General features: G+C 37.4%; 13 protein-coding genes. 9 read left to right on the forward strand and 4 right to left on the reverse strand.

Annotated features, from left to right (window positions below; genetic code table 11):
* Positions 1–42 precede the first annotated feature (42 nt).
* Positions 43–1,581, forward strand: coding sequence for a T9SS type A sorting domain-containing protein (locus R3E32_00160; GenBank protein ID MEZ4883113.1), 1,539 nt, complete (start codon positions 43–45; stop codon positions 1,579–1,581).
* Between the two features lie 262 nt (positions 1,582–1,843).
* Here the strand turns inward: R3E32_00160 and R3E32_00165 are convergent, their stop codons facing one another.
* Complete coding sequence (locus R3E32_00165; protein MEZ4883114.1) at positions 1,844–2,518, reverse strand: ATP-binding cassette domain-containing protein; 675 nt, start codon at positions 2,516–2,518, stop codon at positions 1,844–1,846.
* Between the two features lie 600 nt (positions 2,519–3,118).
* Here R3E32_00165 and R3E32_00170 point away from each other — a divergent pair.
* The gene (locus R3E32_00170) at positions 3,119–3,307 is read left to right on the forward strand and encodes a hypothetical protein (protein ID MEZ4883115.1); all 189 of its coding nucleotides are present in this window, start codon (positions 3,119–3,121) and stop codon (positions 3,305–3,307) included.
* A 57-nt stretch (positions 3,308–3,364) separates the two neighbouring features.
* Here the strand turns inward: R3E32_00170 and R3E32_00175 are convergent, their stop codons facing one another.
* On the reverse strand, positions 3,365–5,158 hold the full coding sequence (locus tag R3E32_00175) for a tetratricopeptide repeat protein (protein MEZ4883116.1): 1,794 nt from the start codon (positions 5,156–5,158) through the stop codon (positions 3,365–3,367).
* A 181-nt stretch (positions 5,159–5,339) separates the two neighbouring features.
* Here R3E32_00175 and R3E32_00180 point away from each other — a divergent pair, with 181 nt between their 5' ends.
* The 3 genes from R3E32_00180 (at position 5,340) to R3E32_00190 (ending at position 7,898) form a co-directional block, all read left to right on the forward strand.
* Positions 5,340–7,085, forward strand: a complete 1,746-nt coding sequence (locus tag R3E32_00180) for a molybdopterin-dependent oxidoreductase (GenBank protein ID MEZ4883117.1) — start codon at positions 5,340–5,342, stop codon at positions 7,083–7,085.
* A gap of 17 nt (positions 7,086–7,102) precedes the next feature.
* Entirely contained in the window at positions 7,103–7,441 is a 339-nt protein-coding gene (locus R3E32_00185) for a molybdopterin dinucleotide binding domain-containing protein (protein MEZ4883118.1), read from the forward strand.
* Positions 7,442–7,538: 97 nt separating this feature from the next.
* Positions 7,539–7,898 (forward strand): nuclear transport factor 2 family protein, encoded by a 360-nt coding sequence (locus R3E32_00190; GenBank protein MEZ4883119.1) that lies wholly within the window; start codon positions 7,539–7,541, stop codon positions 7,896–7,898.
* Positions 7,899–8,089: 191 nt separating this feature from the next.
* Here the strand turns inward: R3E32_00190 and R3E32_00195 are convergent, their stop codons facing one another.
* Complete coding sequence (locus tag R3E32_00195; GenBank protein ID MEZ4883120.1) at positions 8,090–8,563, reverse strand: Lrp/AsnC ligand binding domain-containing protein; 474 nt, start codon at positions 8,561–8,563, stop codon at positions 8,090–8,092.
* Positions 8,564–8,699: 136 nt separating this feature from the next.
* Here R3E32_00195 and R3E32_00200 point away from each other — a divergent pair, with 136 nt between their 5' ends.
* From R3E32_00200 to R3E32_00215, 4 genes are all read left to right on the forward strand, one after another.
* Complete coding sequence (locus R3E32_00200) at positions 8,700–9,260, forward strand: MarC family protein (GenBank protein ID MEZ4883121.1); 561 nt, start codon at positions 8,700–8,702, stop codon at positions 9,258–9,260.
* Positions 9,261–9,303: 43 nt separating this feature from the next.
* Positions 9,304–11,271 (forward strand): adenylate/guanylate cyclase domain-containing protein, encoded by a 1,968-nt coding sequence (locus R3E32_00205; GenBank protein ID MEZ4883122.1) that lies wholly within the window; start codon positions 9,304–9,306, stop codon positions 11,269–11,271.
* A gap of 85 nt (positions 11,272–11,356) precedes the next feature.
* Entirely contained in the window at positions 11,357–11,578 is a 222-nt protein-coding gene (locus R3E32_00210) for a cation transporter (GenBank protein ID MEZ4883123.1), read from the forward strand.
* 122 nt (positions 11,579–11,700) lie between these two features.
* Positions 11,701–13,335 carry an ATP-binding cassette domain-containing protein gene (locus R3E32_00215; protein ID MEZ4883124.1) on the forward strand — a complete coding sequence of 545 codons (1,635 nt, stop codon included), beginning with the start codon at positions 11,701–11,703 and terminating at the stop codon, positions 13,333–13,335.
* 59 nt (positions 13,336–13,394) lie between these two features.
* Here the strand turns inward: R3E32_00215 and R3E32_00220 are convergent, their stop codons facing one another.
* Positions 13,395–13,913 (reverse strand): hypothetical protein, encoded by a 519-nt coding sequence (locus R3E32_00220; GenBank protein MEZ4883125.1) that lies wholly within the window; start codon positions 13,911–13,913, stop codon positions 13,395–13,397.
* Positions 13,914–14,148: the final 235 nt, after the last annotated feature.

The raw sequence follows: 14,148 nt of genomic DNA on the forward strand, positions 1-14,148 counted from the left end.
TTAGTATTGTCAGGAAATTTTTTTTTAAAAATTGTCAGAATTATGTTTTGGAGTGTCTTGCCTTTTTTATTGGAAAACACACCTAAAAAAGTAAAATTGTTTTTTAAGTGCTTACTTATCTGCTTTTGCAGTGTAGGGCTTTCCTATGCTTTGAAGGCACAATGCCCACTATTGACGGTGGATATTGGCAGCACCTCATTGCAGATATGTTCTGAAAATCAATATTTTGTTCATTACTGCAATGAAGGAGATGTTCTGGTGGAAAATGTCCAAATTGGAGTTACTTTTCCTTCAACGATTACCTTCAAGGATAGTGAGTTGCCTGCTGAGCGTATTGATGATATTTACTTTTTTGAAGTCGGTACAATGGAGGCAGGGCAATGTGGTGATTTTTCGATTACGGTAGCGGTAGTTTGTGATGTATTGATTGGAAAAACGGCTTGTGTGGTTGCTCATATTAGCCCCAATGATGCTTGTGAACCACCAAGTGACTTGTGGGACAAGGCAAACATTGAAGTAACAGGGCAGTGTTTGGATGGTAAAGTAATATTTACCATTTCGAATACAGGTGAGGGTGATATGGCAGAACCGAGTCAGTACCGCATTTATGAAGACGATATTTTTGTGTCAAGTGGCACCAAATTTCAGATGTTGTCTGGCGAATCTATTACGGTTTCACGTACTCCAAATGGTCGCACGATTTCGTTGGCAGCAGACCAAAGTCTTTTTCATCCGCAGCGTGACACGCCAAAAGCGAGTGTAGAAGCTTGTGGTAATCCGCCTTACAGTTTGGGAATTGTGAATAAGTTTCCGCAAAATGACCAGCTACCTTTTACAGACTATGACTGTCAACAGATTGAGGGAGTATCGAAAGGAACTGAAAAACTGTTGTCACCCTCTGGTGCTGGGGCAGATCGAATTGTTTCGGGAAAGGCACAGCTAACCTACAAAATTCGCTTTCAAAACGACGAAGGCATGCCTATTGAAAGATTGGTGATACGAGATGTTTTGTCTCCTTATTTGGACATCAGCCGATTGGAGCTAGGGGCGAGTAGTCACCCTTATACTTTCCAGATCAATGCTGCAAATGTATTGGTATGGACTTTTGAGAACATCAATCTACCGAGTTCTGAAACAGATTTGGAAGGTAGTCAAGGATTTGTACAATTCAAAATACACGTTATTGACGAAGAATTATTGAATATTCAAATTGATAATCAGGCAAGTATGAGATTTGGGAACAATTCACCTGTGTTTACCAATCCTGTGCATCATTTTACGGGTGACTTGACCCTTGATTTGGATAGAACAATTGTGACAGTAGGGGAGGCAGTTGAAGTATATCCAATTCCTGCCAGAGATTATTTGCATTTTGTGTTGGTGAGTCAGCAGCAATTTATGAACAGTAAATCACTGAAGATTGAACTGTATAACCTAATGGGAGAGAAAATCAAATCGGTGTTGTTTGAAGAAAGACATACGTTGGTGGATATTAATGATCTGATGGAAGGAATGTATATGTATCGAATACAAAATGAGCGAGGAGTTTTGATACAATCGGGGAAAATTTATGTCTATTGAAGTGTTAAATGAAAAAAAGTTAGTAAGAATCGTTTCATAATTGAGTAAAGTTTTGTTCTCTTGCCCAGTAGTGATGTATTTTATTATTGGGCATTTTTACATTTTATCCCAAAAAAAATGGGCAAGAGCTAGCAACTCTTGCCCGAAAATACACCCGAATTTAACGTTTCCTGTCAATTCATAATCATAGCGACTCAATGTATCAGTCTAAATTTAGCGTATCAAACGTTCAGAATTACGCTAAAAATAGTGCAGCATGCATTTAACTCGCCTTTTTATTAATCAAATAAGCTTTTTTAATTTTTCTTCTTTGTACCATTGTTGATGGTTCTTCTAATTCCAAAATTTGAGTACAAATTTTAGCTATTGAAGCCGAAGGGTTGTCTGTAATAAAAACAGTTTGACCATTAGCGGCTGCTTTTTTCAACAATTTACAGACAATGATGGCTAATCCTCTACTCAAAAACTGCAAAGGTCTATTGAGTAATACTACATCGGGACTACCTATCAATGCACAGATAATTGCCATTCGCTTTTTTTGTTCAGGACTACATTCTACCAAAGTTTTGGTTCTTTGATCCCATAAATCGAATAAACGCAACATTTTGACAGCTTCGTTAGGGCGAATTTCTTTAATCATACATAGAATTTTTATATTCTTTTCGATAGAATATTCGCTTCTAAAACCTAATATATCAAATGTAGAACCAATTTGGTGTCTAACAGTTGCAATTTCGGAAGTGTCCAATATTGTCAATGAGCCAGATACAGGTAGTGAGCTTCCTGCAAGTATTTTTACAACTTCTGCATTTTTACTTTCTGTATCTCCAAATAATCCAAAAATTTCTCCTTCTTTAACAGTGAAGTTAATAGGAGTAAGTGCTAAGTGTTCTTTATCCCGCCATCTTAGGTTACGGGCTTTTAGTGTTACTTTCATGATCTATCAATTTTAAGCTGACAAAAAGTTGATTTTAAATGGTAATTTATGACAGTAAAATCTTACTTTATGCAGACTCCATTGATAGCTATGTATAATTTTTAAAATGGGTTTTGATAAAAAATGCAATTGACATCTTCCCAATTCTTACCAAATTTCTTCAACAAATATTTGTTGAAGAAATTTGGCACTCCATAGAAATGAAAGAAGAAATATAAATTGCTCTCAAAAATAGTTTTTGTGTAAAAGCAATATTTTAATTAAATACTTATACTGCAAAGAAACAGTATAAATAGGAAGGCTAAAAGGAAAGGAAATGCCGATATTGACATAGAAAAATGACTGAAATAGCTGTTCTTATTTAAAGGAAATGTGCTATTGTTTTGGAATTCAATTATTTGTTCAGGATTTTTTTATTTTATTTTTGCTATTAGTTGACATAGAAATGAAAAAAATAAATAAAAAATTTCGGTAAAACAGGAACTATCGAATGTATATCTTTCATGTATTCAAGAATACAGATACTTAGAAAACATGGCATGATTACTGCAAAAGATACAAAGACAGTCATAGTCATTCACATAACCAAATAAATCAAATATGAAATTACTAATCAACTCATCAAAAATATCTCTTTTGTCAGAAAATCAGCAACGAAACTGTAAAGGTGGTGCAGGTGCTTGTGGCGCAGCAGAAATTTTCTTTCCCAACAATCCTGTGTTGAACGATATTGCAAATACTGTAGTGCATTGGTGGGAAACAAAAGGAAAAGCAAAGGTTGGAAAATAATATATAAATACTTTTAAGATAAAAATGCCTTGTAAGTAACACTTACAAGGCATTTTTTTAGACAGGAAGAGTGAAGCAAAAACAAGTTCCATTTCCAAATTCAGATTCTACCCATATTTTACCGCCCAATCCTGTCACTATTTTTTTGCAAATGGCCAGCCCTAAGCCTGTACCCTCATATTCTGTTTTGCTATGCAGACGGTCGAAGGCTTGAAAAATTCTTTCTTGATTTTCATCTTCAATTCCGATACCATTGTCCTTCACTCTAAAAAGATAACTTTTTTCTTGGCGTTCTACCGTCAGTTTGATAATCGGAGGAACATTTGCTTTTTTAAATTTAAGTCCATTGCCGATTAGGTTTTGAAACAACTGAATCATATTGGTCAAATTTGCAGTTATGGTCGGTAGTTCACCTACTTCAATGATTGCTTGTTTTTCATCAATGGTCAATTGAAGATTTTGTAAAGTTGTATTCAAAACTTCATTCAAGTCAACCTGCTGAATGTTTTGGTGGTTTTTCCCCGCTTTAGCATAATGCAGTAAATTTGTTACCAATTGATTCATACGTGTTACCGCATCTTGGATGATGTCCAAAAATTCTTTTCCCTGCTCATCAATATTTTGAGAATACCTACGATAAAACAAACCACTAAAACTACCCACCATTCGCAAAGGCTCTTTGAGGTCGTGTGCTGCCTTACCTGCAAACTCATAAAGTTCTTGATTTTGGTGGCGCAAATCGGTTTGCGTACGACTCAAGGCTTCAATTTCTCGCTCCTTTTTTTGGGTTGCATATTTTGTCTCTATTTCAATAATGGCTTTCGTTTTCTCATTTTGATAGGATTTGGTGATAAAGTGGGTATATTTCCACAAATATTGATTCGATTTTTCGTATTCTCCCAACTCTGCATAGGCCTTTGCCATATTATAATACACTTCATCCAAACACTTCTGCAAATCAATTTGATTCATGATGTTTAGACTTCGCTCCAATATTTGAATAGCAGCCTCGTACTTTTTTATCTGCACATAAGCCCGTCCAATTTTCAGAAGACAAACTGCCAAATCTGCCTGATATGGCTTTTGTTCCAATAATTTCAATGCCTTCAATAAATAATCTAAACCCAGATGGAAGTCGTCAATTCTGTTATAAGCCTCACCCATTTCATAATATACTTGTGAAAGCATATATTCATTTTCAGAAGACTCCAATAGATACAATGCTTCTTTGTAGTAGTCTATTGAAAGTTTGAAATGTTCCAATTGTTTGTAGATACCCGCTAAACTTATGAGTGAAGCTGTAATTCCCTTAGTATCCTTCAATTCTTGGCGAATCGCAAGAGCCTTTGAATGATAGTCAAGGGCTCTTTGGTAAAACTCTCTTTTGGCATACAGCACAGCAATATTGAAGTAACAACGGCTCAAACCAAGGTGATCATTGAGTTCTTCTTTGTATTGAGTCGCTGTTAAATAAAAATGAAGTGCTTTTTTATAATTCCCTGTATTGTAGTAAATTGTTCCAATATTGTTATGTGATTCTGCAATTTTATCTTTATTCTCCAATGTTTGCCAAATCTTCAATGCCAACTGCATCTGTTCACTCGCCTGAGCAAAGTTACATTCAAACCAATACAGCCCTCCTTTTATGTCTAAAGCAGTAGCCAATTGTTCTTTATTATTGTCTTCTTTTGCTTTTCCAATCGCTTCATCAATGTAGTTCATCGCTTTTGCAGGCTCTTTTCTATTGTCTAGTGCCAACTGGATGATTTTTTTGATTTTTGCAGTCGAGGCAATTAATTCATTGGAAGTGAAGGAATTTTGATTGGTTGTGGATTTACTTTGAAATGTCATAAGGTATTTGAGCTAAATGGAATTATGTCATTATATTGTCATTTCAAAAACTAAGCCAAGTAAACCTTTGAAGAAACCAATAATTGGTGAAAATTACTTTGATTCTAAAACTTCAAACCTCTTTAAAATGCGCTTAAAACCTTACATTTGTTCACTTCCCTATTTCTAAAAACAAACTGTAATGACATCAACAAATACCAAATTTAGAACCTGTCCTCTGTGTGAAGCCATGTGTGGTTTAGAAATAACGCTTGAAGGGCAGCAAGTCACCACTATAAAAGGAGACAAAAAAGATCCTTTCAGTCGAGGACACATCTGCCCCAAAGCAGTAGCATTGAAGGATATACACGAAGACCCTAACCGATTGAAGTATCCCGTCCGAAAAACAGAGGAAGGTTGGAAGCAGATTTCTTGGGAAGAAGCGTTTGACGAAGTCGTGAGTAAATTTCAGGCAATTCAAGCCAAATATGGTGACAATGCAGTGGCTACCTACAATGGAAATCCTACTGTGCACAACTACGGAAGTATGCTCTTTTCGCCCAATTTTATTCGTGCATTGAAGACCAAAAACCGTTTTTCCGCAACTTCGGTTGACCAACTGCCTCATCATTTAGCAGGTATGACCATGTTTGGTCACCCAATGATGATGCCTGTACCAGACATTGATCATACTGATTTTTGGTTGATTATGGGTGCAAACCCCATTGCCTCCAATGGCAGCATAATGACTGCGCCAGACGTAGCCAATCGCCTGAAAGCTATTCAAGAAAGAGGAGGTAAAATAGTGGTAATTGACCCCAGATATACAGAAACTGCTTCAAAAGCCGACCAACATATTTTTATCAAACCTGCTACGGATGTTTGGTTACTTTTGGGCTTGATTCGAGGGGTGTTGGTGCGTGATTGGGTAGATTTGAAGCACTTGAAGAACAGTATAGATGCAGCCGAAATAGAACAATTGAAACTTCTGGTTTCTCCTTTTCACATTGGGATGGTTGCTCAAAGAACAGGCATTGAAGAAGAAACAATTCGTCAATTGATGAAAGAATTTGCAGAGGCACCTTCGGCAGTATGTTATGGAAGAATGGGGGTCTCTACGGTCAAATTTGGAGGTTTGAGTCAATGGCTTATCAATGTCTTGAATATTTTGACAGGAAATTTTGATACCAAGGGAGGAGCCATGTTTGCGAGTCCTGCCTTTGAAGTGATTCGCCCAAATCAAAAGGCAGAGATGAAATTTGACCGATGGAAAAGTCGGGTGAGGGGTTTGCCCGAACATTTGGGAGAAATGCCATCGGCTACTTTGGCTGAGGAAATTTTGACAGAAGGAGAAGGGCAAATCAGAGGAATGTTCACCTGCTGTGGCAATCCTGTGCTGTCCACACCCAATGGAACTCAATTGGACAAAGCCTTTCGCCAGCTTGATTTTATGGTGTCAATGGATATTTACATCAACGAAACTACCCGACACGCTGACATCATTTTGCCGCCTGCAACAGGCTTAGAAGTAGGGCATTACGATGTCACCTTTCACTATTTGGCAGTGCGAAACACCGCCAAATTCTCACAGCCTGTTTTGGAGAAAGCGGAAGGGACTAAGTACGATTGGGAAATTTTTTCGGAATTGACCAAACGACTTCTCGGAATGTCTGCTTCTCAAAAAATGCCCTTATTGACTCCAGAAATGATCATTGGTGCAGGTTTAAAAAGTGGTCCTTATGATTTGACACTTCAGGATTTGAAGGACAATCCACACGGAGTTGATTTGGGTTCTCTTCAAAGCGGACTGCCGAATAGATTATTGACAGAAAACAAAAAAATCAAATTGATTCCTGATATTTTTGCCAAAGATTTGGAGAGATTGCTGCAACAAATGCCTGTCAGGATGATAAACGTCAATTGTTGCTTATTGGACGGCGACATTTGAGGAGTAACAATTCTTGGATGCACAACAGCGAAAGGTTGGTGAAGGGTAAAAATCGTTGTACTTTGATGATACACCCAAAGGATGCTCAAAAGCGAGGATTGAGACATGGAGAACAAGCGGTTGTATTGACAAGGGTAGGCTCAGTAAGGATTCCTGTAGAAATCACGGATAAAATCATGAAAGGCGTAGTAAGTATTCCGCATGGGTGGGGTCACAATAGGAAAGATACTAAACTCCCGATAGCTGAGGCTCACGCAGGTGTTAGTATGAATGACATAACAGACGAGTTGTTGGTAGATGAACTGACGGGAAACGCAGTGGTGAACGGTGTTTCTGTGGTGGTGATTGCGGGGTGAGAAATTTTGTATTATGCTACAAAAATGTAAGATCGATTGAACAATCTATTGAGGTTTGCGTTCTGCTCTACATATTTTAACCTAAAAATGTAGTGATATGTCCACAATTAAAGAAAATGTCGAACAATTGAATAACATGATTCTTGAAGGCAAAATATTGGATGCCTTTGATAGATTTTATGCAGATAATGTTGTGATGGAGGACAATGATACGGGGGCTCGTGTAGGCAAAAAAGCGTGCCGTCAATTTGAAGAAGATTTTGTAAACAACCTTACCGCATTTCGAGGTGCAGAGGTGAAGAGTGTTTTGATAAGTGAAGAAGCAGGCATTGCAGCTATTGAATGGAACTTTGATTACACCCACAAAGAATGGGGGGATCGCAATTATACACAGGTTGCGGTTCAGCGTTGGCAAGATGGTAAAATTGTAAACGAGCAATTTTTATACAACAGCTAAAGTACATTCAACCAATCAATTGTTAGTGAAGAATTCGAACTTCATTAGTACTCGATGTTAATATTTTAGATTGCATAAAATAAGAAGGATTTGTTGGTTTTTAGATTCCAACAAATCCTTTTTTTATTTAGTGCCTCCTGATACGTTTCAAAAATATTTTTTTAGTCCTCCATACGGTTTATATTGTAAGGTTATTCAGATTCCAACAACAAAGGCACATTCCGCACAAAAGCTGTTTCAAAACAAATCGTTGAGTTCGTTCCTTCTACTCCTTCAATTGTCAAAATTCGCTCGTAAATAATATCTCTCAAATGCCGATTGTTTCGTGCATAAATCTTCACTAATAGTGCATACCTACCCGAAATATTGACACATTCCACAATTTCAGGGATTTTTTGAAGTTCAGCCTCTACCACACGATGTAGCTTAGAGTTGGTAAGCATGATTTGGGTATAAGCCGATGATTGATAACCCAATGTGACTGGTTTGAGTCTAAAAATAGCATTTTGAAGAATGCCCGCTTCCTTTAATTTTTTCACCCTTTGGTGAATCAGAGTATTCGAAACCTTCAATTTTTTGGCGAGTTGTGCAAAAGGAATTCGTGCATCCAATGTCAATTCTTTCATAATTAAAAGGTCAATTGGGTCAAATTGATTTTGGTTCATTTTATTTGATTTTGTTGATAGTGAAATTGACACAAAAATAAGTGCAAAATAGCAATATTGACGCTATATTATGCAATATAAAGTAAATTATATTGAAATGATGTATCTTTGCAGCGAATTTAAAAACAATAATACAATGAATTTAACAGCAATTATATCAGTTAGTCTGATTTTATTTTCGGTCATTGACATCATCGGCTCATTGCCCGTTATCATCAATATGAAAAAAGAAGGCATACATATTAACCCGTCTATAGCAACAGGTTCAGCGGCCATTATTATGATGACCTTTTTGTTTTTCGGAACAGCTATTTTGAGTTTATTTGGTATCGAAATATCCTCTTTTGCTCTTGCAGGTTCGCTTATTATCTTTTTCATTGGCTTGGAAATGATTTTGGGTATTCGCATATTCCGAGATCATCATGAAGACGGAGGTTCAGGCAGCATTGTACCGATTGCCTTCCCAATATTGGCAGGAGCAGGAACACTAACAACTATTGTATCTTTGAAGGTCGAATATACAACCGCTACTATTATTACAGGAATTGTTATCAACTTGATTGTCATGTTTTTCATCCTTCAATCAACCGATTGGTTGTCTCGTAAAATGTCTCCACAAGTATCCTCTACTTTGCGTAAAGTATTTGGTATTTTAATTATTGCAATTGCAATTCAGATGTTCAAACAGTATATTTAGTATCTTAGCGCAATTTCTGAGCTAAGAACCGACAAACATCTAAGTGAAAAACGTATATACATTCTTCTGCCATTTCTTACAGCTATTTTTTGTTTATTGCCTGTTGAATGTGCCTTTGCTTCAAGCGCAAAATGCCATTGATAGTTTGAAGAACCAAGTAAACGAATTGCATGGTAAAGAAAAATTACTTGCGATGAATGAACTAACTGTAGTTTACTTGGCTCAGTACAATACAAAATATGCATTTACTTATGCAAAACGGGCTGAATTACTTGCTGAAAACATCATCACAAAAAGCAACAGCCTCATTACTGCAAAGGATTATTATTTGAAGCCACTGGCTTATATTCGTTTAGGACAGGTATATGAGATGGATGGGAAGTATTTGGAAAGTAAAATGTCTTTTGAAAAGGCAGTGGCAAGCGCAGAGGAATTGGGCGTTCCAAATTTGGCAAAGGAAGCAGGTGAATACCTCCAACAAATTGATGAAAAGGTGAATAACTATACACCTGCCAAAAAACGAGGTATAGATAAACTGCTGAAAGGTATTTCTTCAAAAGCCAGTGAAACCTCCTCTGACTTAGCAGTAAGTGCTGCCATTAAGTTGGGTAATGTTCGAGAAAACAATGGCAATTATGCCAAAGCCATCCAGCATTATAGAGAAGCAATAGATCTATTGAGAGACAAAGGTGATTCGCAAAAAATTGCAGAACTGCAAGAGCGGATTGCGGATTTGTTGGTGAAAGAAGGGAATCCAACGGATGCAACCAGTGTTTTGATGCGTATCAAACAGCAGAAAGAGCAGGCGAATGATGTGGATGAAGCAAACCGCATTCAACAGAAAATCACAGATATCAACAGTCAGAAAACGCCTTCACCTAAAATAAAAGTCGAAAAGAAATTGCCGAATCAAATACCTGAGATGCTGACAAAAATGGATGAGGCAATTGCGAAAACTGAAGCAGAAGCAACTGACCTCAGAATCATTGCAGAAAGAGCAGAGAATACCCAAGATTTTGAAAAATCGCTTGCTTATTTCAAAAAATACGCTGAAAAAGAGAAAAAACTCATTGAAGAAAGGAAAATACAAGAGTTGGCTCTTCTCGAAAAGGCCAATGAAATAAACAATCAAGAAAGAGAAATCACCCTTTTGAAGCAGACGGAAGCACTTAATCAATTTCAAATTAAACAAAATGAAATGGAATTGAAGAAGCAGCGACGTTTTCAACAAAGTTTAGGTGTTGGGGTGTTTTTGTTGGTAAGTATTGTATTGATGCTTTACCTACTTTATCGCAACAAAAAACGAGATCATCTAAAAATTAGTGCTGCTTATCAGGATTTGGAAGTTGCTCAATCTCAATTGAAATCAGCCGAACAACGCATAAAAAGTTTGTTGAGCCAACAAGTTTCTAAAGCGGTTGCTCATGAATTGATGGCTGCTGAGGGAGAACAGAAAGTGGAAAGGCGATTTGTGTGTGTCTTATTTTTGGATATTCGTGATTTTACTCCATTTGTCGAAAAGCTTAAACCCGAAGAAATTATCAACTATCAAAACGATGTGTTTGGATTTATGATGGATGCCATCACGAAACGCAAAGGAATTGTGAATCAAATCATGGGAGATGGTTTTATGGCGACTTTTGGTGCAACCGTTTCTGCGGGCAACGATTGTATGGAGGCTTATCTTGCGGCGAGGGAAATCATGGAAATGGTAAACGAAAAAAGTGCAAGGGGTGAAATTCCGCCTACAAAAATTGGGATTGGACTTCATGCAGGTTATGTGGTGACTGGAAATGTTGGTTCGAAAAACCGCAAGCAGTTTTCGGTAACAGGTAGTGCGGTCATCATTGCTGCTCGATTGGAACAGTTGAACAAAGAATATGGCAGTACAATGGTGCTTTCTAAGGATGTTTACAAACATCTGCCAGATGATCTTAGAACTCCCGTCAAATTTGAGGCGGTAATGGTAAAAGGAATGAGTAAACCTATCGAAATAGCGACATTTTGTTAATGAATTGCAGAATTTTCTTTAACCTGTATGAAAATTTTTGTGAACTTTGCAGGATAAATTTATTCCAAAAATTAATACTAATCTCATGCAAAAGAAAGAATTGACTATACAAATTGAAGGAATGTCTTGTGGACACTGTATGAATACGGTTCATCAAAAAATTAGCAGTATTGTAGGTGTATCACACACTGATGTGAGTTTGAAAGATAAAAATGCCAAGGTCGAATACGATGCGGATATGACTTCAAGGGAAGATATTGTAGAAGCCGTGATGGAAACACCTTTTCAAGTAGTCGGAATTTCTTAGGCAAGTAACAAATGCGTCTTATCTCAATTCCAGCTTTTACTTTTCCCTTTCTCCTCATTTCTCCCTACCTTTGCCCTCGTTATAAGAGAGTTCAAATCATAATCCGCAATTAAAATAATAAAATGCTTACAGTCAGTGAATTGGGTTTGCAGTACGGCAAACGAATATTGTTTGATGAAGTAAATTTGAAATTTACCCGTGGCAACTGTTATGGGGTAATTGGAGCAAATGGAGCAGGAAAATCTACTTTTTTGAAGATACTTTCAGGAGAGATTAGTCCAAATCGTGGCAACGTTTCTTTAGAGCCTAACAACCGTATGGCAGTATTGTCGCAAAATCACTTTGAGTTTGAGGAATACGATGTACTGACTACTGTGATTATGGGGCATAAGGAAATGTACGACATCATGGTGGAAAAAGATGCCATTTACATGAATCCCGATGCTACTGAAGCAGATGGTATGCACGCCGCTACCCTTGAAAACCAGTATGGTGAAATGGGGGGGTGGACTGCCGAAAGTGATGCTGCCGAATTGTTGAGTATATTGGGTATTAAAGAGGATTTGCACTACAAATTGATGAAAGATTTAACTGGATCTGAAAAGGTGAAAGTCTTATTGGCGCAGGCTTTATTTGGAGATCCCGATTTGTTGTTATTGGATGAGCCTACCAATGATTTGGATGCAGAAACAGTGACTTGGCTAGCAGATTTTTTGGCAGATTTCAAAAATACAGTGATTGTGGTATCGCATGACCGTTATTTCTTGGATATGGTTTGTACACATGTTGTAGATATTGATTATCAGAAAATCAGAATTTATACTGGCAACTATACTTTCTGGTATGAAACCAGTCAGATGATGGCGCGTCAATTGGCAAACAAAAACAAAAAGACAGAAGCAAAACGCCAAGAGTTGATAGAATTTATCCAACGATTCAGTGCCAACGCTTCTAAATCTCGACAGGCTACGAGCCGTAAAAAGGCTTTGGAAAAACTCAACATTGACGATATACAGCCATCTAGCCGTAAGTACCCATTTATTCACTTCAAACCTGAACGTAAGCCAGGTGGACAAATTTTGAAGGTTGAAAATTTGAGTGTCAAAAATTCAGAAGGGAAATGGTTGTTCAGAGATGTGAATTTCCAAATGAATGATGGAGATAAAATTGCACTTCTCAGTCGTGAGCCAGGTGCTGTCAATGCATTCTTTGAAGTATTGTCAGGTAAGATAAAACCTGAAACAGGAACGATTGAATATGGACAGACGATTACCGTTGAATATCTTCCCAACGACAACGAAGAGTTTTTTACAGACGAACACGATTTGGACTTGATGAATTGGTTGAGTCAGTTTTCAGAAGAGAAAGACGAGCAGTTTATTAGAGGATTTTTGGGCAGGATGTTGTTCTCAGGAGAAGAAGTCTATAAAAAATCCAGTGTATTGTCGGGTGGTGAAAAGGTGCGTTGTATGATGGCGAAAATCATGCTCAACTATCCCAACTTCTTATTGCTGGATGAACCAACCAATCACTTGGATTTGGAATCCATCACCGTACTCAACAAGGCTGTCAGCGAGTTTGAAGGCAATATCATCTTCACTTCTCATGACCACCAATTGATGCAAACAGGCGCAAATCGTGTATTGGAAATTTCTCCAAACGGAATGATTGACAGTTTGTTAGAGTTTGATGATTACCTAAGATCTGAGCGTATCAAGGAGCAACGAGTTGCCTTGTATGAAGGAGCAACGGTGTAATAAAATAAATAGCAAAATTCATCCCGAGCACTCGGGATGAATTTTGAATTTGAGCTTTTCTAACTTGTTCCTTTCTGCAAAAACTCCCCACATCTCCTACATACCCTGACCGTTGTATTGAGGTTTGGATTGTATTGCCAATCCCCCCAATCGTGGGAAAGACGAGTTTTTTGGGTGTTTTCGCCACAAGTTCCACATATTTCGACCTGTTGACAATTAGCCGCCGTTGTGTAATTCCATTGCAGTTTTCGGTGGACTTTCCGACCTATTTTTTCGGTATTACAGCGTTCACAACACTGTATTTGCACACAAGAACTATCGTTTTGATATTGCTCCTTGCCCCATGTATGTTCCAATTTGTGTTCCTGCTCACCACATCGGTTGCAGTTTCGGGTTTGGTCACAAGTATCTGCACTATCATACATCCATTCTAGCCAAGTATGTTCGAGGCGCGTGCTATCTTGTCCACATCTTTCGCAAATACGGGTCTGATGGCAGTCTCCAACTGCATCATAGGTCCATTCACCTAGGTGAAATCCGAGTTTACATTTAGCTTTGTTGAAAAGATTTTTAAACATTTTTATAGGATTTTAGAGAAAAAAATAGGATAAATATAATAAAAAATTAGCTATTCTGATACAGTTTTGTTTTTTTTGTAGTTGGGTTTGAATTAAAACCCTAAAATTAACCCACTATTGTAATGTAAATACTAAATTGCTTCCTGAGTATCACTTAAAAATTAAGTTTCCGATTTCAAAATTGAAGTGTGATGACCTCCAATGTGTTGTTTGAACTTGAATTAAATTTGTTTTT

The organism is Chitinophagales bacterium, assembly GCA_041392475.1.
GTDB lineage: Bacteria > Bacteroidota > Bacteroidia > Chitinophagales > UBA2359 > JAUHXA01.